21 protein-coding genes are annotated in these 23,676 nt (G+C 74.3%); 5 read left to right on the forward strand and 16 right to left on the reverse strand.

Going from position 1 to position 23,676, the window contains the following annotated elements; translation table 11 throughout:
- Nucleotides 1-95 precede the first annotated feature (95 nt).
- A complete protein-coding gene (locus tag ACFXOZ_RS00420; RefSeq protein ID WP_380586158.1) occupies nucleotides 96-1,094 on the forward strand; it encodes an NADP-dependent oxidoreductase in 999 nt (332 codons plus the stop codon).
- 20 nt (nucleotides 1,095-1,114) lie between these two features.
- Here ACFXOZ_RS00420 and ACFXOZ_RS00425 read toward each other — a convergent pair whose 3' ends face one another.
- From ACFXOZ_RS00425 to ACFXOZ_RS00435, 3 genes are all read right to left on the reverse strand, one after another.
- Nucleotides 1,115-2,071 (reverse strand): M48 family metalloprotease, encoded by a 957-nt coding sequence (locus ACFXOZ_RS00425; protein WP_375881907.1) that lies wholly within the window; start codon nucleotides 2,069-2,071, stop codon nucleotides 1,115-1,117.
- Between the two features lie 3 nt (nucleotides 2,072-2,074).
- The gene (locus tag ACFXOZ_RS00430; protein WP_375881905.1) at nucleotides 2,075-2,500 is read right to left on the reverse strand and encodes a BlaI/MecI/CopY family transcriptional regulator; all 426 of its coding nucleotides are present in this window, start codon (nucleotides 2,498-2,500) and stop codon (nucleotides 2,075-2,077) included.
- 160 nt (nucleotides 2,501-2,660) lie between these two features.
- On the reverse strand, nucleotides 2,661-3,578 hold the full coding sequence (locus ACFXOZ_RS00435) for a DMT family transporter (protein WP_380586161.1): 918 nt from the start codon (nucleotides 3,576-3,578) through the stop codon (nucleotides 2,661-2,663).
- On the opposite strand from ACFXOZ_RS00435, the gene ACFXOZ_RS00440 reads away from it, so the two are divergent.
- Complete coding sequence (locus ACFXOZ_RS00440; RefSeq protein ID WP_380586164.1) at nucleotides 3,577-5,031, forward strand: PLP-dependent aminotransferase family protein; 1,455 nt, start codon at nucleotides 3,577-3,579, stop codon at nucleotides 5,029-5,031. The genes ACFXOZ_RS00435 and ACFXOZ_RS00440 overlap by 2 nt on opposite strands.
- Before the next feature lie 57 nt (nucleotides 5,032-5,088).
- Here the strand turns inward: ACFXOZ_RS00440 and htpX are convergent, their stop codons facing one another.
- From htpX to ACFXOZ_RS00495, 11 genes are all read right to left on the reverse strand, one after another.
- Nucleotides 5,089-5,952, reverse strand: a complete 864-nt coding sequence (gene htpX / locus ACFXOZ_RS00445; protein ID WP_375881899.1) for a zinc metalloprotease HtpX — start codon at nucleotides 5,950-5,952, stop codon at nucleotides 5,089-5,091.
- 118 nt (nucleotides 5,953-6,070) lie between these two features.
- Complete coding sequence (locus ACFXOZ_RS00450; protein WP_380586167.1) at nucleotides 6,071-7,618, reverse strand: NADH-quinone oxidoreductase subunit N; 1,548 nt, start codon at nucleotides 7,616-7,618, stop codon at nucleotides 6,071-6,073.
- 56 nt (nucleotides 7,619-7,674) lie between these two features.
- Complete coding sequence (locus ACFXOZ_RS00455) at nucleotides 7,675-9,231, reverse strand: NuoM family protein (RefSeq protein ID WP_380531885.1); 1,557 nt, start codon at nucleotides 9,229-9,231, stop codon at nucleotides 7,675-7,677.
- Between the two features lie 65 nt (nucleotides 9,232-9,296).
- Nucleotides 9,297-11,339 (reverse strand): NADH-quinone oxidoreductase subunit L, encoded by a 2,043-nt coding sequence (locus ACFXOZ_RS00460; protein ID WP_380531888.1) that lies wholly within the window; start codon nucleotides 11,337-11,339, stop codon nucleotides 9,297-9,299.
- Nucleotides 11,336-11,713, reverse strand: a complete 378-nt coding sequence (nuoK, locus tag ACFXOZ_RS00465) for an NADH-quinone oxidoreductase subunit NuoK (RefSeq protein WP_380531890.1) — start codon at nucleotides 11,711-11,713, stop codon at nucleotides 11,336-11,338. The genes ACFXOZ_RS00460 and nuoK overlap by 4 nt, the downstream gene beginning before the upstream one ends.
- On the reverse strand, nucleotides 11,713-12,417 hold the full coding sequence (locus tag ACFXOZ_RS00470; RefSeq protein WP_380531893.1) for an NADH-quinone oxidoreductase subunit J: 705 nt from the start codon (nucleotides 12,415-12,417) through the stop codon (nucleotides 11,713-11,715). Before ACFXOZ_RS00470 ends, nuoK begins: the two co-directional genes overlap by 1 nt.
- On the reverse strand, nucleotides 12,414-13,019 hold the full coding sequence (locus ACFXOZ_RS00475) for a NuoI/complex I 23 kDa subunit family protein (protein ID WP_380586170.1): 606 nt from the start codon (nucleotides 13,017-13,019) through the stop codon (nucleotides 12,414-12,416). The genes ACFXOZ_RS00470 and ACFXOZ_RS00475 overlap by 4 nt, the downstream gene beginning before the upstream one ends.
- On the reverse strand, nucleotides 13,016-13,975 hold the full coding sequence (gene nuoH, locus ACFXOZ_RS00480; protein ID WP_375881885.1) for an NADH-quinone oxidoreductase subunit NuoH: 960 nt from the start codon (nucleotides 13,973-13,975) through the stop codon (nucleotides 13,016-13,018). The genes ACFXOZ_RS00475 and nuoH overlap by 4 nt, the downstream gene beginning before the upstream one ends.
- A complete protein-coding gene (locus tag ACFXOZ_RS00485) occupies nucleotides 13,972-15,126 on the reverse strand; it encodes an NADH-quinone oxidoreductase subunit C (RefSeq protein WP_380586174.1) in 1,155 nt (384 codons plus the stop codon). The genes nuoH and ACFXOZ_RS00485 overlap by 4 nt, the downstream gene beginning before the upstream one ends.
- On the reverse strand, nucleotides 15,123-15,758 hold the full coding sequence (locus tag ACFXOZ_RS00490) for an NADH-quinone oxidoreductase subunit B (RefSeq protein ID WP_380533039.1): 636 nt from the start codon (nucleotides 15,756-15,758) through the stop codon (nucleotides 15,123-15,125). The genes ACFXOZ_RS00485 and ACFXOZ_RS00490 overlap by 4 nt, the downstream gene beginning before the upstream one ends.
- Complete coding sequence (locus tag ACFXOZ_RS00495; protein ID WP_375881878.1) at nucleotides 15,749-16,165, reverse strand: NADH-quinone oxidoreductase subunit A; 417 nt, start codon at nucleotides 16,163-16,165, stop codon at nucleotides 15,749-15,751. The genes ACFXOZ_RS00490 and ACFXOZ_RS00495 overlap by 10 nt, the downstream gene beginning before the upstream one ends.
- A 336-nt stretch (nucleotides 16,166-16,501) precedes the next feature.
- On the opposite strand from ACFXOZ_RS00495, the gene ACFXOZ_RS00500 reads away from it, so the two are divergent.
- On the forward strand, nucleotides 16,502-17,671 hold the full coding sequence (locus ACFXOZ_RS00500; protein WP_380399093.1) for a sensor histidine kinase: 1,170 nt from the start codon (nucleotides 16,502-16,504) through the stop codon (nucleotides 17,669-17,671).
- 153 nt (nucleotides 17,672-17,824) lie between these two features.
- On the opposite strand, the gene ACFXOZ_RS00505 is transcribed toward ACFXOZ_RS00500, so the two are convergent.
- Nucleotides 17,825-18,922, reverse strand: coding sequence for a S1C family serine protease (locus ACFXOZ_RS00505; RefSeq protein ID WP_380586271.1), 1,098 nt, complete (start codon nucleotides 18,920-18,922; stop codon nucleotides 17,825-17,827).
- 219 nt (nucleotides 18,923-19,141) lie between these two features.
- Between ACFXOZ_RS00505 and galE the strand changes: the two genes are divergently transcribed.
- A complete protein-coding gene (gene galE, locus ACFXOZ_RS00510) occupies nucleotides 19,142-20,128 on the forward strand; it encodes a UDP-glucose 4-epimerase GalE (protein ID WP_380586177.1) in 987 nt (328 codons plus the stop codon).
- Nucleotides 20,129-20,170: 42 nt separating this feature from the next.
- Here galE and ACFXOZ_RS00515 read toward each other — a convergent pair whose 3' ends face one another.
- A complete protein-coding gene (locus ACFXOZ_RS00515; protein WP_380586180.1) occupies nucleotides 20,171-22,570 on the reverse strand; it encodes a PQQ-binding-like beta-propeller repeat protein in 2,400 nt (799 codons plus the stop codon).
- Between the two features lie 424 nt (nucleotides 22,571-22,994).
- Here ACFXOZ_RS00515 and ACFXOZ_RS00520 point away from each other — a divergent pair, with 424 nt between their 5' ends.
- Nucleotides 22,995-23,642, forward strand: coding sequence for a TetR family transcriptional regulator (locus ACFXOZ_RS00520; RefSeq protein WP_188307623.1), 648 nt, complete (start codon nucleotides 22,995-22,997; stop codon nucleotides 23,640-23,642).
- Nucleotides 23,643-23,676 lie beyond the last annotated feature (34 nt).

The raw sequence follows: 23,676 nt of genomic DNA on the forward strand, positions 1-23,676 counted from the left end.
CGCCGGTCCATCGCCGCCGGCCCCTGCCCGGCCGCGCCCCCGCTTCCTACGGTGGTCAACGTCCCCGCCGACCTCCCCCGTACGGAGCACCGCCGATGTCCCGTCCCACCGCCCGCGCCGTCCACCTGGTCTCCCGCCCCTCGGGCGCGCCGAGCGCCGAGAACTTCGCCTTCGTCGAGGTGACCGTCCCGGCGCTCGCCGCCGGCGAGGCCCTGGTCGAGAACCTCTACCAGTCCGTCGACCCGTACATGCGCGAGGAGATGGACGAGGGCGGCTGGCAGCTGCACGCCCCGCTGGAGGGCCGCACCCTCGGCCGGGTGGTGGAGTCCCGGGCCGACGCGCTGCCGGTCGGCGCCCTGGTCTCCCACCGGCAGGCCTGGCGCACCCACTCGGTGGTGACCGGCGACCGGGCCGGCCTGCTGCCCCACTTCGCGGGTGTCCCGCTCACTGCCCACCTCTCGATCCTCGGCGGCACCGGGCTGTCCGCCTGGGTCGGCCTGACCAGGATCGCCCGGCTCCAGCCCGGCGAGACCCTGTTCGTCTCGGCCGCGGCCGGCGGCGTCGGCACCGCCGCCGGCCGGATCGCCCGACTGCTCGGCGCCGGCCGGATCATCGGCAGCGCCGGTTCGGCCGCCAAGGTCGCCCACCTCACCGAGCACCTCGGCTTCGACGCCGCCTTCGACCACCACGACGGCCCGATCGCCGACCGGCTGCGCGAGGCCGCCCCGGACGGACTGCACGTCTACCTGGACAACGTCGGCGGCACGCACCTGGAGGGCGCGATCAGCGCGATGCGCGACCACGGCCGGATCGCCTGGTGCGGCGCCGTCGCCCAGTACAACAACCCGCTGGACCCGCCGCCCGCGCCGCGCAACCTCTACGACGTGGTCGGCAGGAGCCTGCGCCTGGAGGGCTTCCTGGTCCGCAACCACCTGGACGCCCGGCCCGAGCTGTACGACTTCGCCGTCCCGCACCTGCGCTCCGGCGCCCTCGTCCCGGACGAGACCGTCGTGGACGGCTTCGACCACGTGGTGGACGCCTTCCTGGGCGTGCTGCGCGGCGCCAACACCGGCAAGATGATCGTCCGGATCTGACCCCGGGGCCCAGGCAGGGCCTAGAGGGGGGTGACGGCCTTCAGCACCACCAGCAGCGCCACCGCCGCGTTGAGCGCGCACAGCGCCGAGGCCGCCGTGCCGACCGCGGCCACCATCGCCGCCAGGCCCGCCGGGGTCTTGGCCGGCGGCCAGTTGCGGGCCGTCGGCACCGGGCCGAGCAGCGCGGCCACCCGGCGCGGCACCGGGCCGGGCGCCGGGGCCGGGGCGGCGAAGGCCGCGAAGCCGGGCACCGGGGCGGCGTGCGAGACCAGGGCCGCCCGGGCCACCGCCCGGGCCGTGATCCGCCGGTCGCCCACCGCCTGGGCCGACTCCTCGTCCGCCCAGCGCTCGGCACTGAACGCCACCGCCGCCTGCAACGGCCGCAGGAAGGGGTTGACGCAGGCGGCGAGCTGGGTGGTCAGCAGGTAGCGGTGGTGGCGGTGGCGCAGGTGCGCCCGCTCGTGCGCGAGCAGCGCCTCCCGCTCGTCCTCGGCCAGCCCGGCCAGCATCCCGGTGGAGACCACCACCCGCCCGGGCGAGCCGGGCAGCGCGTAGGCGTACGGGCTGCGGTCCGGCAGCACCGCGAGGTCACCGGCCTCGGCCGGCGCCTCCGGCAGTCCGGCCAGCGCCCGCCGGGCCCGGGAGCGGACCCGCAGGTGCCGCACGACCGTCCGGGAACAGGCGAAGCCGACCAGCACCAGCAGCCACATCGCGGCGGTGCCGACCGTCTCGTGGTACGGCAGCGCGTGCCGCACCTCCGGGTCGGACCAGCTGTCCGGCAGCGGGTTGCCGGGGATCTGCGCGGTGCCCACCACGCCGATCAGCCCGAGGCAGAGCACGCTGCACACCGCCATCACGGCGCTGATCACGGTCATCAGCCGGGCGGCACCGCGCGGGTGCAGGTGCTGCTCGGTCAGCCGGGCGATCGGCACCGCGGTCAGCGGCAGGATCAGCGGGAGGAAGACGAAGAAGCCCACGGGTCAGCTCTCACGGTCGGCCGCTGCGGGCTCCGCGGACGCGGCGTCCAACAGCGCCCGCAGCAGTTCCTCGTCGTGCGGCAGCAGCGCGGTGACGAAGCTGGCGAGGACGGCGTCCCGGTCCGCCTCGCCGTCGAGCATCCGGCGCATCCGCAGCGCGGCCAGCCCGGCGGCGTCGGCGGAGGCCTGCCACAGGTAGGAGCGGCCGGAGCGGCTCCGGGAGACGGCGTTCTTGGCGTGCAGCCGGGACAGGATGGTCATCACCGTGGTGTACGCCAGGTCGCCGTCGATGCGTTCCTGGACCCACCCCGCGGTGGCCGGGCCGGGCGCCCGCTGGAGCACCGCCAGCACCTGCGCCTCCAGCTCGCCCTGACCACGCCGTCGGGTCGGCGCGTCCCCGGACGCCGGGGCGTGCCTCTCGTCTGCCATGACGGCCCACTCCCTCCGGATGCCGCTCCCCGGACCGACGCGGGGCGCGGGGCCATCCTAACGAGCCGACGCCTCCTCCGGACGGCCCAACGCGAGGGTTCGGGCCCGCACCACCGAACGGCCCGGGGCGAGGACCCGGCAGGGGCCCCGGGGACAGGCCCTACGCCCGGGCCCGCTGGGTGACCGCGATGCAGCCCAGCACCACCACGGCCGTCACCGGCGCGGCCACCGGCAGCTCCTCCCCGAGCAGCAGCACCGACCAGACCAGCGTCAGCAGCGGCTGGGCGAGCTGCAGCTGGCTGGCCCGCGGCACCCCGATCGCCGCCATCCCCCGGTACCAGCACACGAACCCGCCGAGCTGGGAGACCGCCGCGATGTACGCCAGTCCGACCAGCGCCTTCGCGCCGAGCCGGACGGGCTCGGCGGACAGCCCGTAGGCGGCGGTCAGCACCATCACCGGCGCCGCGGCCACCACCGCCCAGGCGATCACCCGGGCGCCCGGGAGGTCCCGGGAGAGCCGCCCGCCCTCCGCGTACCCGGCCGCGCAGACCAGCACCCCGGCGAACAGGTAGAGGTCGGCGACGGTCGGCCGGCCGTGGCTCTGCAGCAGGGTGAAGCCGAGCACGGCCGCCGCCCCGGCCAGCGCCGCCGCCCAGAACGCCCGGGACGGCCGGCGGCCGGTGCGCAGCGCCGAGGCCACCGCCGTGGCCAGCGGCAGCAGGCCGATGACCACCGCCGAGTGGGCGGTCGAGGAGGTCCGCAGGGCGAGCGTGGTGAGCAGCGGGAAGCCGATGACGCAGCCGGCCGAGACCACCAGCAGGCCGGGCCACTGCCGGGCCGTCGGCAGCGGGGCGCCGGAGGCCAGCAGGTAGAGCCCGGCGAGCAGCCCGGCCAGGGCGCCGCGCAGTCCGGTCGAGGTCCACGGGCCGAAGCCGTCGAGGGACCACACGGTGGCTGGGAAGGTGAGCGAGAAGGAGGCCACCCCGAGGGCGGCGAGGGCCGTTCCGGAGGCGGTGCCGGGGGCGCCCGCCCCGGGTGCTATCGCCGCGGGCTGGGTAGCGCTATCTTGTGCCGTCATGAACGAGCGTAGCAGCGTGGCCGAACTCGCCGAAAGCCTCCGGCGGGAGGTCGAGCGCTACCCGGAAGGGCGAAAGCTGCCGTCCAGCCGGGCCCTGATGGAGCGCCACCAGGTCAGCCCGGTGACGGTCTCCCGCGCCATCGCGGTGCTGGTCGCCGAGGGGCTCGTGGTCTCCCGGCCCGGCGCCGGGGTGTTCCGGGCCGCGGCCGTCGCCGCGGCCCCCGACTCCCCGGCGGCCCCGGCCGCCCGGCCCGGCGACCTGTCCTGGCAGGAGGTCGCGCTCAGCGCCGACTCCGGCCCGCGCGACCTGCTGGCCGCACCGGTGTTCGCCACCCTCCAGGTGCCGCCGCCCGGCGTCATCGACCTCAACGGCGGCTATCCCCACTCCTCGCTGCTGCCCGAGCGGCTGCTCGCCGCCGCCCTCGCCCGGGCCGGCCGCCGCCCGGGCGCCTGGGACCGGCCGCCCACCGACGGCCTCACCGAACTGCGCGGCTGGTTCGCCCGCGACATCGGCGGCCACGCCGGACCGATCAGCGCCGGGGACGTCCTGATCACCTCCGGCGGGCAGGGCGGCCTGACCGTGGCGATGCGCTCGCTGGCCGCGCCCGGCTCGCCGGTGCTGGTCGAGTCGCCGACCTACTCGGGCATCCTCGCGGTGGTGCGCGCGGCCGGGCTGCGGCCGGTGCCCGTCCCGGTCGACGCCGACGGCGTCCGCACCGATCTGCTGGCCGACGCCTTCGAGGCCACCCGGGCCCGGGTGTTCGTCTGCCAGCCGCTGTTCCAGAACCCCACCGGCGCGGTGCTCTCGCCCGCGCGCCGGGCGGAGGTGCTGCGGATCGCCCGGGCCGCCGGGGCGTTCGTGGTCGAGGACGACTTCGCCCGGCTGCTGGTCCACGCGGACGCCCCGGCGCTGCCGCGCCCGCTGGCCGCCGACGACCGGGACGGGGTGGTGGTGCACCTGCGCTCCCTCACCAAGGCCGCCTCCCCCAACCTGCGGGTCGGCGCCCTCACCGCGCGCGGCCCGGCGCTCGCCCGGCTGCGGGCCACCCAGGTGGTGGACAGCTTCTTCGTGCCCCGGCCGCTCCAGGAGGCGACCCTGGAGCTGGTCTCCGACCCCGGCTGGGCCCGTCACCTGCGCACCCTCGGAGCCGAACTGCGCGACCGCCGCACCGCCGCCGTGGCCGCCCTGCACCGGGAACTGCCCGGTGTGCTCGGCGCCCACCGGCCCGGGGGCTACCACCTGTGGCTGCGGCTGCCGGACGGCACCGACGACGCCGCCCTGGTCGCCGCCGCCCGGCGCCGGGGCGTCCAGGTCACCCCCGGCCGGCCGTACCACGCCGCCGAACCCCCGGCCCCGCACCTGCGGCTGAGCTACGCCGCCGCCGACGGCCCCGCCCAGGTCGCCGAGGGCATCCACCGACTGCGGACGGCCTACCAGGAGTCGACCGGCTGACCGCGCCCCGGACCCGGACCCGACCCCGGCCCCGGCCCCGGCCCCGCGCGGCGGCCGCTACGCCCGGTACCCGGCCATCCGCTCCAGCCGCGCGATCCGCTCCGCCATCGGCGGGTGGGTGGAGAACAGCCGCGCACCGGCCTCGCCCGGCCGGAACGGGCTGGCGATCATCATGTGGCTCGCCGTCTGCAGCTGGGGCTCCGGCGGGAGCGGCAGCTGGCGGGTACCGGCGTCGAGCTTGCGCAGCGCACTGGCGAGGGCGAGCGGGTCGCCGGTGATCCGGGCGCCGTCGGCGTCGGCCTGGTACTCGCGGGAGCGGCTGACGGCCATCTGGATCAGCCCGGCGGCGATCGGCCCGAGGATCATGATGGCGAGCATCCCGAACAGCCCGGGGCCGTCGTCGTCCTCGCTGCGGCCGAACGGGATCAGCCAGGCGAAGTTCACCAGGAACATCACCACCGAGGCCAGCGCCCCGGCGACCGAGGAGATCAGGATGTCCCGGTTGTAGACGTGGCTGAGCTCGTGTCCGAGCACCCCGCGCAGTTCGCGCTCGTCCAGGATCTGCAGGATGCCCTCGGTGCAGCAGACCGCCGCGTTGCGCGGGTTGCGGCCGGTGGCGAAGGCGTTCGGGGCCGGCGTCGGGGAGATGTAGAGCCGGGGCATCGGCTGCCGGGCCGAGGTGGAGAGCTCGCGCACGATCCGGTACAGCCCGGGTGCCTCGAACTCGCTGACCGGCCGGGCCCGCATGGCCCGCAGCGCGAGCTTGTCGCTGTTCCAGTAGGCGTAGGCGTTGGTCCCGAGGGCGACCAGCAGGGCGATCACGAAGCCGGTCCGGCCGAAGAAACCGCCGATCACCAGGATCAGTGCCGAGAGGCCACCGAGCAGGACGGCGGTCCTCAGTCCGTTGTGCCGGCTGTGCACGTCAGGCCCTCCAGTGGTGCGGTGGGGAAGCCCTTTCTGCCTCGTCCCTCTTGCCCGCTCAACGGGCGGGCCCCGGGACCTTGTTCCCTTGTGACCGACGCGACACCCGGTCGGCGGCTCAGAACAGCGAGCCGCCGGCCACTTGGAGGACCAACTGCGGGGCGACCGAGAGCACCACCGCCGCGGAGGCGGTGAGCCCCAGCGTGGCGGTCAGGCCGACCGGCAGCCGCCGCTCGGCACCGTCCTCGGCCGCGACGGCGGACGCGTCGGCCGGGGCGAACAGCCGGGCCGTCCACAGCAGGTAGTAGTACAGGGCGACGACCACGTTGACGGCCATCACCACGGCCAGCCACCCCAGCCCGGCGTCCACGGCCGCGCGGAACACCACGACCTTGCCGAACAGGCCGATCACACCGGGCGGCAGCCCGGCCAGGCAGAGCAGGAAGAAGGCCAGCGCCAGCGCCGTCCACCGGTTGCGGGCGAACAGGCCGCGGAAGTCGTCCACGCTCGTCCCGGCCCGGCGGCCGACGGCGGCGACCACCCCGAAGGCGCCGAGGTTCACCACGCCGTAGATCAGCGCGTACGCGGCGGTCGCGCCCAGCGGATCGGCCCCGGTGGGCGCGTAGCCGGCCGCCGCGAGCGGCACCAGCAGGTACCCGGCCTGACCGACCGAGGACCAGGCCAGCAGCCGCACCGCGCTGTACCGGGTGTCGAAGCGCTGCCGCAGCGCGCCGACGTTGCCGACGGTCATGGTGACGGCGGCCAGCACCGCGAGCACCAGGCCCCAGGTGTGGGCGTACGGGCGGAACGCGACGGTGGTGGCGAGCGCCAGCCCGGAGAGGCCGGCCGCCTTGCCGACCACCGAGAGGTAGCCGGCCACCGGCAGCGGGGCGCCGGTGTAGGTGTCGGGCACCCAGAAGTGGAAGGGGACGGCGGCGACCTTGAAGGCGAAGCCGACCAGCGTCAGCACCGCCCCCGCCTCGGCCAGCGCCTTGAGCTGGGCGGGCGCGTGCTCCAGCCCCTGGGCGACGGCGCCGAGGTGCAGGCTGCCACTGGCCGCGTAGACGAAGCCGATGCCGAGCAGCATCACGGCGGTCGCGGTGACGGAGGAGACGAAGAACTTGAACGCGGCCTCCGCGCCCCGCCCGTCCCGGCGCAGCGCGACCAGGGCGAAGGCGGGCAGCGAGGCGACCTCCAGGGCGATCACCATGGTCGCGAGGTCGCGGGAGGCGGGCAGCAGGGCGGCGCCGGTGGCGCTGGAGAGCAGCAGGAACCAGTACTCGCCGCGGGGCAGCTTCTGGTCCTCGACGGTGTGCATCGACAGCAGCGCCGCGATCAGCGCGCCGCCGAGCGCCAGCAGCTGGAAGACCAGCGCGAAGTGGTCGGCGACGTAGGAGCACCCGGTGGTGTCAGTGGCCCCTGCTACGTTCCGGAGGCAGAAGGTGGCCCGGGGTGATCCCCCGGTGAGGGGGAGGAGGGCGAGCAGGGCGAGGGCGAGTCCGGCCGCGGCCAGGCGGCCGAGCCAGCGCTTGTGCCGTTCGGGCAGGAAGAGGTCGGTGACCAGCACCGCGAGGGCGGCCACGGCGGCGATCAGCGGGGGCGCGATCGCCACCCAGTCCACGGACTGGATCAGGCTGCCCGGGTTGGCTACGGCGAGGGAGGTCACAGTGTGCTGCCCCGTGGAGTGAGGTCCGAGTGCGGCGGTGTGGGCTGCGAGCACGGTCAGCCACCCCCGAGGAGGTGCTTGACGGCCGGGTCGGAGAGCCCGAGCAGGAGGGCGGGCCAGAGTCCGGCCACCAGGGTGAGCGCGGCCAGCGGTGTCCAGCTGACGGCCTCGTACGGCCGCAGGTCGGGCACCTCGGGCACCGGCGCGGGCTGCTCGGGGTCGCCCATGCAGACGCGCTTGACCACGATCAGCAGGTAGCCGGCGGTGAGCAGGGTGCCGAGGCCGGCCAGGACCATGTAGGTGACGAAGGCCGGGCGGGACAGCCCGGCGGCCGGGTCGAAGGCGCCGAACATGGCGAGCAGCTCGCCCCAGAAGCCGGCCAGGCCGGGCAGGCCGAGGCTGGCGACGGCGGCGAAGGCGAGCAGCGCGCCGATCCGGGGTGCCCGGCCGTACAGGGCGGCGCCGGTGGCCCCGGCGAGGGTGTCCAGGTCCGCCGTGCCGTAGCGGTCCTTGACCGCCCCGACCAGGAAGAACAGCAGGCCGGTGATCAGTCCGTGGGCGATGTTGGCGAACAGCGCGCCGTTGACGCCGACCGGGGTGAGGGAGGCGATGCCGAGCAGCACGAAGCCCATGTGGCCGACGGAGGAGTACGCGATCAGGCGCTTGAGGTCGCCCTTGGCGCCGGGGCGGGCCAGCGCGAGGCAGGCCAGCGAGCCGTAGACGATGCCGACGGCGGCGAAGGCGCCCAGGTAGGGGGCGAGCGTCGCGGTGCCGTCCGGCACGACCGGGAGGAGCACCCGGACCAGTCCGTAGGTGCCCATCTTGAGCAGCACGCCGGCGAGCAGCACCGAGCCGACCGTCGGGGCGGCGGTGTGGGCGTCGGGGAGCCAGCTGTGCAGCGGCCAGGCGGGGGCCTTGACCGCCAGCCCGACCATGATCGCCAGCGCGGCGACCACCTGGGTGGTGTGGCTCAGGCCGTTGCCGTGCCCGGCGGCCAGCGCCTGCATGTCGAAGGTGCCGGCCTTGCTGCCGATCAGCAGGAAGCCGAGCAGCATCACGGCCGAGCCGAGCAGCGTGTAGAGGATGAACCGGTTGGCCGCCGGGGTCCTCGCGCCGCTGCCCCAGCGGGCGATCAGGAAGTACATCGGGATCAGCACGATCTCGAAGGACAGGAAGAAGAGGATCAGGTCCAGCACCGCGAAGGTGGCGAGCATGCCGACCTCCAGGAGCAGGAACAGCCCGACGAAGGCCTGCGGCGAGGGGACGCCGTCCCCCTCCGGCAGCCGCTTCTCCGAGTACAGCGCGCAGAGGAAGGTGAGCAGCGCGGTCAGCACGACCAGCGGCAGCGAGACGCCGTCCACGCCGAGGTGGAAGCGCACGTGCAGGGCCGGGATCCAGTCCAGGTCGGTGGTGGCCTGCATCCGGGCCGGCGCGTCGTGGTCGAAGCCGGCCGCGAGGAGGACGGAGAGCAGCAGCACCGCGCCGGTGAGGACGGAGTTCAGCCGCAGCGCCCGGCGGCCGGCGACGGCCCGGTCCGGGCCGAACACCGGCGCCAGGGTGAGCGCGGCGCCGAGCAGTGGCAGCACCAGGAGGGCGATGAGGACCGCGTTCATCGGGGGCTCCCAGCTTCGGCGGCGGACGGGACGGAGGGGACGGGGGTGGGGAACGACAGCACCGGCTACACCGCCACCAGGACGGCCAGCAGGACGACCCCGGCCAGCAGGGCGCTGAGGTAGGTCTGGGCGTTGCCGGTCTGCGCGAGCCGGACGGCCCGGCCCAGCAGGTTGGCGCCGATCCCGCTGCCCTGCACGTAGCCCTCGACGACCTCGCGGTCGAGGAAGCGGACCAGCCGGGCCGCCGCGACCACCGGCCGGACGAACAGCAGGTGGTAGAGCCGGTCGACGCCGAAGCCGTGCCGGGCCGGGCCGAACAGCGGGCCGAGCAGGGTGCGCCCGGGGTCGGCGACGACCACCTCGGCGGCGGGGGCTCCGGCCTGCTCGGGCACCCTCCCGGCGGCGGCCGGGGCCGGCCGGCCGGTGGTCAGCCGTGCAGTGGCCGAGCGCCAGGCGCCGTACGCGGCGAGCACGCCGACCACGGCGAGCCCGGTACCGGTGACGGCGGTGACGCCGGTGGGGCGCAGCGAGCCGCCGTCCAGCAGCGCGGGCAGCCAGTCCGAGCGCAGCCCGGCGACGCCGAAGCCGATGGTCGGGACGGCCAGCACCCACAGCGGCCAGCGCATCGCGGGCGGCTCGGCGGTGGCCGGGTCGGCCTCGTCCGGCTCGGGCGAGTACGGCGCGTCGGCCTCGGGGGCGGCCGGGGCGGCCTGGGCCGCCCGAACCGGTGCGGCCGCGCCGGCCGGGCTGTGGAAGGTGACCAGGAACAGCCTGGCCGCGTAGGCGCCGGTGAGCAGCGCGGTGAGCGCGGCCGAGATCAGCACGATCCAGCCGGCCGCCTGCGGCACCGCCGAGGCCGGGCCGAGGCCGTTGGTCAGCGCCTCGCCGTTGGCGGCGTGCTCGGCGGCGGTGAGCACCGCCTCCTTGCTGAAGAAGCCGGAGAACGGCGGCAGCCCGGCCAGCGCGAACAGCGCGATGCCCATCGTCCAGTGGGCGTCCGGGACGGTCCTGCGCAGGCCCGGGATCCGGGACATCGCGGAGATCGAGTTGGTGTGCGCGGCGTGGATCACCACGCCGGCGGCCAGGAACAGCAGCGCCTTGAACGCACCGTGGCTGACCAGGTGGAACACCGAGGCCTCGCGGTCCCCGCTGGCCAGCGCGCCGGCCATGTAGCCCAGCTGGCCGACGGTGGAGTAGGCGAGGACCCGTTTGAGGTCGTCCTGGGCGAGCGCGCAGAGTGCCGAGCCGATCATCGTCACGGCGGCCATCACCGCGAGCACCACCAGGGCCGCCCCCGACTGGAGGAACACCGGCAGCAGCCGGGCCACCAGGTAGATGCCGGCCGCGACCATGGTGGCGGCGTGGATCAGGGCGGAGACCGGCGTCGGACCGGCCATCGCGTCCGGGAGCCAGGTGTGCAGCGGGAACTGGGCGCTCTTGCCGGCCACACCGGCGAGCAGCAGCAGCGCGACCAGCGTCGGGTGGCCGAGCCGGCCCTCGGTCGCGGCCGACAGCACGTCGGTGATCCGGAAGCTGCCGGCGTCCGCGGCAAGCAGGAAGATCCCGAACAGGAACGGCACGTCACCGAGCTTGGTGACCAGGAAGGCCTTGAGCGAGGCCGACCGGGCGTCGGCGCTCTCCCAGTGGTGGCCGATCAGGAAGTACGAGCAGACGCCCATGACCTCCCAGCCGACCAGCAGCACGACGAGGTCGCCCGAGTAGACCACCAGGAACATCGCCGCGGTGAACAGCGAGACCAGCGCCGCGTACGAGGGGTAGCGCCGGTCCTCCTTGAGGTACGCGGTCGAGTAGACCTGGACGCAGGTGGCGACCAGGCCGACCAGCACCGAGATCAGCGAGGTGAAGCCGTCCAGGTGGACGGAGAGCGCGATGTCCGGACCGCCGGTCGGGGTGAGCCGGGTGGCGGCGTCCAGGGTCCGGCCGGTGCCGAGCTGGAGGGCGACCACCAGGGCGAGCACGGCCGAGACGGCGACCGGGACGATCGCCAGCGGCCGGGCCAGCCCCGGCGCCTTCTTGCCGACGGCCAGGGTCGCGGCGGCGCCGAGCGCGGGCAGCGCGGGGACGAGGACGGGCAGGGCGAGGTTCATGCGGTGGCCCGGCCCTTCAGTGCCTCGGCTGCGACCGGCTCGTCCTCGGCCGGGGTGTGCGGCTCGGCCGGGTCGCCGAGCGCGGTGGCCCGGTCGATGTCCGCCGTGCCCCGGGCCCGGAACAGCAGCAGGACGATGGCGAGCCCCAGCCCGATCTCGGCGGCGGCGACGGTGATGGTGAACAGGGTGAGCGCCTGCCCGGCGTGCAGCGAGTCGCGCAGCCAGGCGTCGAAGGCGACCAGGTCGAGGTTGACGGCGTTGAGCATCAGCTCGACGGACATCAGCACCAGGACGGCGTTGCGCCGGGCGAGCACGCCGTACACGCCGACGCCGAACAGCAGCGCGGCGAGGACGACGGGGTAGGCGAGGTGCATCAGCTCTCCTCCGACGCGGACGACGAGGACGACGCGGGTGCCGAGGGCTCGGGCTTGGGCGTGGTCGCGGCCACGGTCCCGTTCGAGCCGACCGGCCGTCCGGCCCGCAGCTTGCCCGCCCGCGGCGCCGGCACCCGGCGCCCGGACCCGCGCGACAGCACGATCGCGCCGACCAGCGCCGCCAGCAGCAGCACGGACAACGCCTCGAAGGGCAGCACCCAGTTGCGGAACAGACTGGCGCCGGTCACGGCGGCCGAACCGCCGCCCGCGCCGAGGTCGATCCAGGAGGTCCGGAAGGCGTCGACCACCAGGGTCACCAGCGTCCCGGCCGCGGCCAGCGCCACCACCAGGGCGACCCAGCGGTTCTCGGAGTCCGCGTCCGGCGAGCGCCCGATCGGCGCCCTGGTGAGCATCAGCCCGAACAGCACCAGGACGACCACCGAGCCCAGGTAGATCAGCACCTGCACCCAGGCGATGAACTCGGCCGTGAGCAGCAGGAACTCCACCGCCAGCCCGCCGAGCGCGACCACCAGCCAGAGCGCGGCGTGCACCAGCTGCTTGGTGGTCACCGAGACCACCGCCGAGCCGAGCACCGCGATGCCGACCAGCAGGAAGACGACCTCCTGCCCGGTCGGGGACAGGAACGAACGGGCGGCCGGCTCCAGGGAACCGGTCGCCGCGAGGAACGTGGCAGCGGCGTTCACGCGTCGTCACCCTTCTCCTCGGTGGCCTCGGCAGCGTCAGCAGCCTCAGCGGCCTCGGCGGCGGCCTCGATCGCCGCGACGGCCGCGGCGGCCAGCTTGTCCGCCGCCTTGCGCGCGGTGGCGATCTCCTTGGGCTCCTCGGCCGCCGGGTCCAGCGCCGGCGGCGCCGGGACGGTCCACATCCACTCGCGGAGCTTCTCCCGCTCGTGGGTCAGCTCGTGGATGTCGGTCTCCGCGTACTCGAACTCCGGCGACCAGAACAGCGCGTCGAAGGGGCACACCTCGATGCAGATCCCGCAGTACATGCAGAGCGAGAAGTCGATGGCGAAGCGGTCCAGCACGTTGCGGGTGCGGGCCCGGGCGTTCGGCTCGGCGGCCGGCAGCGTCTCCTTGTGGGAGTCGATGTAGATGCACCAGTCCGGGCACTCGCGCGCGCAGAGCATGCACACCGTGCAGTTCTCCTCCAGCAGCGCGATGACGCCGCGCGAACGCGGCGGTAGCACCGGCTGGACCTCGGGGTACTGCGCGGTGACGGTCTTCCTCGTCATCGTCCGCAGCGTCACGGCCAGGCCCTTGGCGAGGCCGGCACCGGGGAAACTCATGCGATCGCCACCTTGATGATGCCGGTGAGGGCCAGCTGGACGAGCGCGAGCGGGATCAGCACGATCCAGGCGAAGCGCATCAGCTGGTCCTCGCGCAGACGCGGGTAGGTGACCCGCAGCCAGATGACCACGAAGGCCAGCGCGAAGGTCTTGAGGAGCATCCAGAGCCAGCCGAGCTGGTCCGCCATCGGCCCGTGCCACCCGCCGAGGAACAGCACCGCCGTCAGCGCCGACACCACCAGGATGCCCACGTACTCGGACAGCAGGAACAGCGCGAAGCGCAGCCCGGTGTACTCGGTGTACGCGCCGAAGATGATCTCCGAGTCGGCGACCGGCATGTCGAACGGCGGCCGCTGGAGCTCGGCCAGACCGGCCGTGAAGAACACGAAGGCGCCGATGATCTGCCAGGGCAGCCAGTACCACTGCCAGGCGTCCAGGATCCCGGGCAGCGACAGGGTGCCGGCGGCCATCGCCACCGAGGCCGCCGCGAGCACCATCGGCAGCTCGTAGGACATCAGCTGGGCGGCCGTGCGCAGGCCGCCGAGCAGCGAGAACTTGTTCGCCGAGGCCCAGCCGGCCATCAGCTTGCCGATCACGCCGACGCCCATCACGGCCAGCACGAAGAACAGCCCGGCGTCGATCGCCTGCCCGACGAAGCCGTTCGGGCCGACCGGGATCGCCAGCAGCACGAAGAGGTACGGCAGCAGCGAGACGGCGGGCGCCAGCTGGAAGACCCGGCGGTCCGCGTCGGCCGGGACGATGTCCTCCTTCTGGGCGAACTTCACCCCGTCCGCGACGAGCTGGGCCCAGCCGTGGAAGCCGCCCGCGTACATCGGGCCGAGCCGGCCCTGCATGTGCGCCATCACCTTGTGCTCGGTCTGGCCGATGAGCAGCGGGAAGACCAGGAAGACGACCAGGGTGGCGACGCAGCGGAGCACCGTGTCGAGCAGGTTCACGCGCCGTCTCCGTCCTGGTCGGCCGCTCCGGCCGAGTTCTCGTCCTTCGCCCCGCCGGGCTCCTGCTCGCCGGGCCCGCCCGACGGCTTCTCCTCGTGGGCGGGCACCGGGTGGTGCCAGGGCGCGTCGGAGGACCGGGGCCGGGCCGGGGCCTGGGGCTCGGCCGTCGATTCGGCCGTCGGTTCGGCCGTCGATTCGGCCGTCGGTTCGGCGGCGGTCTCGGCCGCCTGGCTGACCGAGCCGGCGGACACCGACCGGGTCCGCCGCGGCCGGTCGGTCCGCACCGGTGGAGCGCCCTCGGCAGCTGGCACGCCGGGAGCAGCCGAGGCCTCCGGAGCCGCCGCCTCCTCGCCGCCCGCCTGGCTCGCCGAGCCCTCGGAGACCGACCTGGTCCGCCGCGGCCGGTCCGCCCGCACCGCCGGAGCGCCCTCGGCGGCAGGTGCGCCCGCGCCGGCCGCAGCCCCAGCCGCAGCCGCGGCCGCGCCCGCCCGAGGCGTACGCGCCGCCGCGCCGACCGCCCGCGCACCGCGCGCGGGCCGCTCGGCCACCGGCGGCAGGGTGCCCTTGAGCGGCCCCCACTCGTTCGGGTCCGGCACGCCGGCCGGCTGCATCTTGCGCCGGGCCGGTCCCGCGCCGTGGTCCGACTCGCCCGGCTCCTTGGCGCCCGGCCAGTCCTTGGCGACCCGCGCCGCGAGCACGAACTCCTTGCGCAGCGGGTGCCCCTCGAAGCCGTCCGGCAGCAGCAGGGTGGCCAGGTGGGGGTGCCCGGGGAAGTCGATGCCGAACATCTCGTGGGTCTCGCGCTCGTGCCAGGCGGCCCCGGCGTACACCGCGACCGCGCTCGGCAGTGCGGCGCCGTCCCGCGGCACCCGGGTGCGCAGCGCGAGGTGCCGCACGCCCGGCGCCTCGACGGCGGCCAGGTGGGCGACCACGGAGAAGCCCTCGGCGAGCTCGTCGACGGCGCTCAGCCAGTCGAAGAAGCCCAGGCCCAGCACGTCGCGGGCGGTGGTGAGCGCCTCGATCCAGCGCTCGGCCGGCACGTCGACGGTGATCAGGCCGTACGCCTCGGCGCCGGTCGCCCACTCCCCGACCGACGCCGCGTACTGCTCCGCCGTGAGCGTCTCGACAGGTCGCTCGCCGCGCTCGCTCACGACACTCCTCCATCGTTCGGGGGCCCCGCCACCAGCGGCCGGCGCAGTGCCGCCGCGGGCGCGGTGTAGCGGCCGGGCAGGGACTCGGCGGCGATCTTCTCCTGGAGCTTGAGGATGCCCTGGAGCAGCGCCTCCGGCCGCGGCGGGCAGCCGGGCACGTAGACGTCGACCGGGATGATCTGGTCCACGCCCTTGGTGACGGAGTAGGAGTCCCAGTACGGGCCGCCGGAGTTGGAGCAGGCCCCGAAGGAGATGACGTACTTCGGCTCGGGCATCTGCTCGTAGAGCCGCTTGACGGCGGGCGCCATCTTGTCGGTGACCGTCCCGGAGACGATCATCAGGTCCGCCTGCCGGGGGCCGGGCGCGAACGGGATCACACCCATCCGGATGAAGTCGTGCTTGGCCATGGACGCGGCGATGAACTCGATCGCACAGCAGGCCAGGCCGAAGTTGAAGCACCAGAGGCTGTAGCGGCGGCCCCAGTTGAGCACGACCTTGACCGGGTCCGGCGCGAGCCGGGCCAGCGGGCCGATGCTGCGGCGCCCGACGGCGCCGGGGGCGGCCGGGTCGGGCAGTCCGAGCGGGACGGGACCGCCCTGGCCACCGTGCGAGTGGGTGTGCGTCACGTCCATTCCAGAACGCCCTTCTTCCAGGCGTAGAGCAGTCCGACCGCGAGGAAGCCGATGAAGAGGAACATCTCGATCAGCGTTCCGGCGCCGTACCCGGCGGTGGCGAAGACGGTCGCCCACGGGAACAGGTAGATCGCGTCGACCGCGAAGATCACGTAGAGGAAGGCGTACACGTAGTAGCGGATCTGGGTGTGCGCCCAGTCCTCGCCCACCGGGTCCACCCCGCACTCGTAGGCGAGGAGCTTCTCGGGCGAGTACACCACCGGCCGGAGCAGCCGGTTGGCGGTGAACGCCACGGTCACGAAGAGCACCCCGATGACGGCCAGCAGGCCCATCGCGGCGTACGCGTCGAAGTAGCCGCCGCCGACCGACGGGTCGGCCGCGACGGCAGCCACCTGCTGCCCCTCCATGCCTTCGCCTCCACCTCGGCCGCGAACCCGCCCTCAAGACAGTTCTACGACTTTTCCTCACACGGTCTTAACCATGGCCAATGCGTGAGTCTAAGGGGAGGGCTCCACTCCCCCCGAAACCTGCCCGCTCCGCAAGACGTCCCGTGGACAACCCGGTGAACGCCCGGAGGCCCTCCGGGGTGGGGATAACCCCCGCCCCGGAAGATGTATCACCCCCATGGCACATCCCCTCCCCCGTTCGGGATGCTGGGGGCCGCCAGCTCGAACGAGGGGACGGATGATCCGATGAAGTCGCTGAACCGCGCCGTGGACGCCATCAAGGAGCAGGACGCTCGGATGGAGCGCCCGCCGCTGTACGGCGCGCGGATGTGGCGCCAGGTCGGACACCTGATGCTCAACTTCCCGCTGGGCATCGCCGGCTTCGTGCTCTCGGTGACCGCGCTGTCGGCCGGCCTGGGCCTGTCGGTGACGGTGATCGGCCTGCCGGTGCTGGCCGCCGGCCTGGCCGGGTCCCGTGCCCTGGGCGCCCTGGGCCGCAGCCGGGCCCGCTCGGCGTACGGCTCCGCGATCGACGATCCGCAGCCGGTGAAGCAGCGCCGCCCGGGCCTGGTCGGCTACACCATCGCCCACCTCACCGACCTGCTGAACTGGCGCTCGGCGCTCTACAACGTGCTGATGCTGCCCTGGGGCATCCTGAGCTTCACCCTGACCCTGGTCTCGGTGATCACGCTGTGGCCGGTGCTGCCCTTCATCGTGCGCGCGATGGCCGCGGTCGACCGGATCCTGATCGAGTCGCTGCTCTTCCCCGGCGCGCTGGCCGAGCGGGTGCGCGAGCTGGAGGACGACCGCGGCACCGTCGTCGAGACCGCCGCCGCCGACCTGCGCCGGATCGAGCGGGACCTGCACGACGGCGCCCAGGCCCGGCTGGTCGCGCTGGCGATGGACCTCGGCATGGCCAAGGAGCGGCTGCGGGAGGTGGAGACCCAGGAGGACATGGCGGTCGCCGCCCGGATGGTCGACAACGCGCACGGTGAGGTGAAGCTGGCCCTCCAGGAGCTGCGCGACCTGGCCCGCGGCATCCACCCGGCGGTGCTCACCGACCGCGGCCTGGACGCGGCGCTGTCCGCGGTGTCGGCCCGCTGCACCGTCCCGGGCGGGGTGAAGGTGAACGTCGACCTGGCCGGGCCGGACGGCGAGCCCGAGCGCCCGGACTCGGCGGTCGAGGGCATCGCGTACTTCACCGTCAGCGAGCTGCTGACCAACGTCTCCAAGCACGCCGGCGCCACCAGCGCCTCGGTCGACGTCTGGCGCTCGGACGACCAGCTGATGGTGCTGGTCCAGGACGACGGCCGGGGCGGGGCGGCCCCCTACCCGGGCAGCGGCCTGGCCGGGCTGGCCGAGCGGATCCGGGCGGTGGACGGGGTGTTCCTGGTGGAGAGCCCGGAGGGCGGCCCGACCACCGTCACCGTCGAGCTGCCCTGGCGCACCCGCACCGCCCGCCGCTAGGAGGCGCCCCGGACGCCCGGGAACGCGAAGGGGCGCCGGGACCCGTCGAGGCAGTGGACGGGTCCCGGCGCCGGTCCGGTGCGGCGGCCGCCCCGCGGAACCCTTGCGCGGTGGACGGGCCGGCCGGCGTACCGGGGTCGGGGGGCGGGTGCGCTAGGAGCTGCTCTCCAGCGTGCCGAGGGTGACGTCGGCGGTCGCGGCGTTGCCGTCCCTGGTGTAGCCGACGGTGACCTTGTTGCCCGGGGTGAGCGAGGCGAGCGCGGTGGTGAGCGCGTTCAGCGAGTCGACCGGGGTGTCGCCGAGCTTGGTGATGACATCGCCGGCCTGGAGCCCCGCCGAGGCGGCCGGGCCGCCCTGGCTGACCGCCACGATGACCGCGCCGGCCGGCTGGAACTGCTGGTTGAAGCTGGTCCGGGCGGTGACGCCGAGCGCGGCCCGCCCGGAGTTGGTGACCTTGCCCTGCTTGATCAGCTGGTCGGTGATGTTGGTGATGGTGGACGCCGGGATGGCGAAGCCGATGCCGGGGGCCGCCGCGCCGTTGGTCTGCGGCTCGGTCGCGGCGAGGGTGTTGATGCCGATCACCTGGCTGTCCAGGTTGACCAGCGCGCCGCCGCTGTTGCCCGGGTTGATCGCGGCCGAGGTCTGCACCATGTTGCCGATGGTGGCGCCCGGCGAGCCGCCGCCGCGGGGCTCGGAGACGGTCCGCCCGGTGGCCGAGACGATCCCCTGGGTGACGCTGCTGGAGAGCCCGAGCGGGCTGCCCATGGCCAGGGTGATCTGGCCGAGCTGGACCTTGCTCGAATCGCCGAAGGCGGCCGGCTTGAGGCCGCCGGGCGGGCTGCTGAGCTTGATCACCGCGAGGTCGGAGTCCGGGTAGCTGGCGACCAGGGTGGCGTCCAGCGACTTGGTGGAGTTGGCCAGCGTCACGGTGAAGGTGGTCGCCGAGCCGACCACGTGGGCGTTGGTGACGATGTCGCCCTTGTCGTCGTAGACGATCCCGGAGCCGAGGCTGTCGCCGGTGGTGATCTGGACCACCGAGGGCAGCACGTCGGCGATCACCTTCTGGTACGCGTCCTGCAGCTGGTTGGCGCCGCCCGGCTGGGCGGCGGGCGCGGCGGAGGCCTGCTTGCTCGCGCCGGGGGAGGAGGCCGAGGACGAGGAGGAAGAGGCCGAGGAGGAGGACGAGCTGCTGCACCCGGCCAGCGCCAGGGCGAGCGCCGTGACCGCCGCGACCCCGCCGGACGCGAGCAGCCGCCGGTGCGCCGCCTTGGGACCGGTCGGCCGGGGGCCGGCCGGCAGCGGTCGGTTGTGTTCCTTCTTTCGGCTCACCTGGCTGCCTCCGATTCGTCACCGCGCGGGCGCGGGCATGAGAGCACGGAAATCTTTGTCAGCATTTCACCGATTTGTCCGTTTTGCCGTCCCGACTCGCCCGAACACCGGCGACCGAAACCGAACGCCTAGGATTGCCGCATGACTTGGTTGATCACCGGCGGTGCCGGATACATCGGCGGACACGTCGTCCGCCAGCTGCTCGACGCCGGTGAGCGCGTCGCCGTCCTGGACGACCTGAGCACCGGCGACGCCTCCCGGGTGCCGGCCGGCGTCCCGCTGATCGAGGGCTCCACCCTGGACCGCGCCGTCCTGGACGCCGCGATCCGCGAGCACGGCATCGAGGGCGTCCTGCACTTCGCCGCCAAGAAGCAGGTCGGCGAGTCGGTCGAGCAGCCGTTCCTGTACTACCGGGAGAACATGATCGGCCTGCAGACGGTCCTGGAGGCCGCGGCCGAGGGCGGCGTCAAGCGCTTCCTGTTCTCCTCCTCCGCCGCCGTCTACGGCATGCCGGACGTCGACCTGGTCACCGAGTCGACCCCGTGCGCCCCGATGAGCCCGTACGGCGAGACCAAGCTGGCCGGCGAGTGGCTGGTCGCCGCCGCGGGCAAGGCCCACGGGATGTCCACCGTGGCCCTGCGCTACTTCAACGTGGCCGGCGCCGCCTCGCCCGAGCTCTCCGACACCGGGGTGTTCAACCTGATCCCGATGGTCTTCGAGCGGCTGACCGCCGGCGAGGCCCCGCGGGTCTTCGGCGACGACTACGCGACCCCGGACGGCAGCTGCGTCCGCGACTTCATCCACGTCTCCGACATCGCCTCGGCGCACGTCGCGGCCGCCAAGCGGCTGGCCGCCGACCCGGCCGGCGAGACCGCGCTGGTGCTGAACATCGGCCGCGGCGAGGGCGTCAGCGTCAAGGAGATGATCGAGGTCATCGGCAAGGTGACCGGCTACGACACCACCGCCGACGTGACCCCGCGCCGCCCCGGCGACCCGGCCCGGGTGGTGGCCGCCGCCGACCTGATCCACCGCGAGCTGGGCTGGAGCGCCGGCCACGACGTCGAGGCCATGGTCTCCTCCGCGTGGGAGGGCTGGTGCAGCCGCCACCCCGGGGCCCGCAGGGCCTGACCGGTCGGTGACCGGACCACCGGACGGCGGTGTCCGCCCCGCTCAGCGGGCGGGCACCGCCGTGCCGTAGTAGGCGTCCAGCGCGTAGACGCAGCGGTCCTTGGAGCCGACGAAGACCCGCCCGCCGACCGCCACCGGGGAGCCGGTGAGCTCGCCCTTGGTGCCGAGCTCCCAGCGCAGCTGACCGGTCGCCAGGTCCAGGGTGTGCAGCGAGTGGTCCCGGCTGCCCAGGTGCACCAGGCCGTCGGCCACCGCCGGGGAGCCGACGATCTCGCCGCGCGTGGTGTAGCGCCAGCGCTCCCGGCCGGTCGCCGCCTCGAAGGCGTACAGCACCTCGCCGCTGCCGACCAGCACCATGCCGTCCCCGACCACCACCGGCTCGGCGCCCTGGCGGCTGCCGGTGACCCCGCGCCAGCGGTCCAGGCCGGTGGCCGCGTCCAGCGCGTAGACGGTGCCCAGGTAGTCGGCCACGTAGACCGCGTCGCCGTCCAGCGCCGGCGGGGTGAACAGCACCACCGGGGCGTCGAAGCGCCAGCGCTCGGTGCCGCTGGCCGCGTCCAGCGCGTACACCCGGGTGCCCGCCGTCACGTACAGCACGCCGCCGCGCTCGACCGGGTGCGCGGGCACGTCCTCGCCGACCTGGAAGGACCAGCGCAGGCCGGCCCCGCGCGGATCCACGCAGCGCAGCCGTCCGGCGCCGAAGTAGTAGGCGGCGCCGCCCACCAGGACCGGGCCGGACTGCGGGTTCTCGTAGTCCTGCTGGGCGTCGTCGGCGCGCCACAGCTCGGCGCCGGTGGCGGCCGCGCGCAGCTGGACGCCGCCGCCGCGCACCCCGCAGCAGAGCACGCCGTCGGCGGCGGAGAGCGAGTAGACCCAGCCGTCCAGCGAGGTGCGCCAGCGCTCGGCGCCGTCCGCGACGTCCACGGTGTACAGGTGCGGGCCGTCCGCGGCGTGCACCCGGCCGGCGTCCACCGCGAGCGCCCAGGCGACGTCCCGGGTCTTGTAGCGGCGCTCGCCGGAGCCGATGTCCAGCGCGTGCACCTCGAAGCTGGAGACGAAGAGCGTGCCGTCGGCGACCACCGGGGTGCCCCAGACGTCGTTGGACATCCGGAACCGCCAGGGGCGCCAGCGGGCCGCCGCGGCGGGCGGCGGGGTCGGAACGGGCGGCGGGGTCGGCGCCGCCCGGCGGACCCAGTCGGTGGTGGCCGGGGCGGTGCTCGGACCGGGCTGCTCGTGCTCGGCCCGCGGCCCCGGGCCTATCCGCACCGAGGCGCCGGACAGCTGCACCTCGACGGCCATGCCGCCGGTGGGCGCGCGGTGCTTGTTCTTGGAGGGGATCTTCGCGGTCGGGATCCCGTCGTCCTGGCCCCCGGGGCGCGGCCCGGCGTGCACCGGCCCGGTCGGCGGGGCGTGCCCGGCCCCGGGGTAGGTGCGCGGGTCGTCCGGGCCGGGGTGCGGCGGCGGCACGTGCGGCTGCTGCGGCGGGCCCTGGGTGTGCGGCGGCCGCGGCGGCTCGGCCGGGCCGGGGTACGAGCGGGGCTGGGCGCTCGGGCGGCGGCCGCGCTTGCGCTCGATCAGCTCCAGCGCGTGGGGCGGCAGCCAGTCGCCGACCTCCCCGGCGGCGTCGTCCCGGGAGAACAGGTGCGGGGCCAGCTCGGCCTGGATCTGCGCGGGGGTGGGCCGGCGCTCGGGCGCCTGCTGCATGCAGGCCCGGACCAGGTCCATCAGCTCGGGCGCCATCCCGGTGAGGTCCGGCTCCTCCCGCAGCAGCTGGAACACCGTCTCGACCGGGTTGGAGCCGCGGAACGGGGGGTGCCCGGTGGCGCAGAAGACCATCAGCGAGCCGAGCGAGAAGACGTCGCTGGCGCCCCGGACGGTCCGGCTGTCCCGGGCCTGCTCCGGGGACATGTAGGCGGGGGTGCCGACCGCGACGTTGGTCATGGTCAGCCGGGTGCTGGAGACCCCGGCCGCGATGCCGAAGTCGATCACCTTCGGGCCGTCCTCGACCACCAGCACGTTGGAGGGCTTGAGGTCGCGGTGGATCAGTCCGGCCGCGTGGATGGACTGCAGCGCCTCGGCGATGCCCGCGACCAGCCAGCGGGTGGCGTCGACCGGCAGCGGGCCGCACTCCTCGACCAGGTCCTCCAGGGAGGGCGCCGGGATGTACGCGGTGGCCAGCCAGGGCACCCGGGCGTCCGCGTCGGCGTCCACCACGGCCGCGGTGTAGAAACCGCCGACCGTCTTGGCCGCCGCGATCTCCCGGGCGAAGCGGACCCGGAACAGCTCGTCCTCGGCCAGCTCCCCCCGGACGGTCTTGATGGCCACCCGGCGCCCGGAGGCGGAGCGCGCCAGGTAGACCAGCCCCATCCCACCCGCGCCGAGCCGCCCCAGCACCTCGAAGGGCCCGATCCTCCTCGGATCGTGCGCCGTCAGCTGGTCCACTCCGCAGCCACCTCCCCGTCGTCCGCACCCGCCGCGTGGTGCCGGACCCGATTCTCCAATGCCGCCCCGCGCAACTCCAACCTCCCCCACCGGGAGACGGCCACCGCCCCGGACGGACAGTCCGCTGGTCAGCGGTGACGGAACGGCCGGATCCTGACGCCCGATCCGGCCCCGGCTTGCGCCCCGGAGCCCGGACCGTCCACGTCCCGACCCCCCTCACCGGTCACGCTCTGTCACCCGACCACCCCTCAGCGGACTCGCCGTCACGCTATGGGGTCAAAAGCACACGGGGGGGCTTCAAGAGCGCCTTCGGACCCCGGTGAATATCCGTCCGAAGTGGTTCAGGCCGCTATAGCGACCCCCGTGCGGAGTAATAGTCGCATCACCGAATCGCGCCAAGATCGTGCCACGGTAAGCTGACGGCATGACAGGACAAGTTCGCACCGTCGACGGTCGCGTCGCCGGGCGACGCGGACAGGAGACGCGGCAGAAGCTGCTCGACTGCCTCCGCGAGATGCTCAGCACGTCGCCCTATCGGGACGTCAAGGTCATCGACGTCGCCCGTATGGCGGGTACCTCCCCCGCGACCTTCTACCAGTACTTCCCGGATGTCGAGGGCGCAGTCCTCGAAATCGCCGAGGAAATGGCCAAGGACTCCGACACCCTCAAAGAGCTGGTGGCCGGAAAGTCCTGGGCAGGGAAGTCCGGACCGACCACTTCGGAAGAACTGGTCGACGGATTCCTCGCCTTCTGGCGCAAGAACGACGCCATTCTCCGAGTGGTCACGCTCGGTGCCGCAGAAGGGGACAAGCGGTTCTTCAAGATCCGCATGACCGTCCTCAACTCGGTCGCCAAGCCGCTCGCGGAGGCCGTCAAGGAACTCCAGGCGAAGGGTCAGGCCGACAAGTCACTCGACCCGAACGCCGTCGCCGGGGCCCTGGTCTCGCTGCTCGCCTCGGCGGCCGAGCACCAGAAGGCCTTCACCTCCTGGGGCGTCAAGGTCAAGGACCTCAAGCCCAACCTCGCTCCCCTGGTGTACCTGGGCGTCACCGGCAAGAAGGCGCCCAAGTAGGACCCTCCTCCGACCCACCATCCGCTCCGCGCGC

Origin of the sequence: Kitasatospora sp. NPDC059160 (assembly GCF_042755465.1) — a bacterium.
Classification (GTDB): domain Bacteria; phylum Actinomycetota; class Actinomycetes; order Streptomycetales; family Streptomycetaceae; genus Kitasatospora.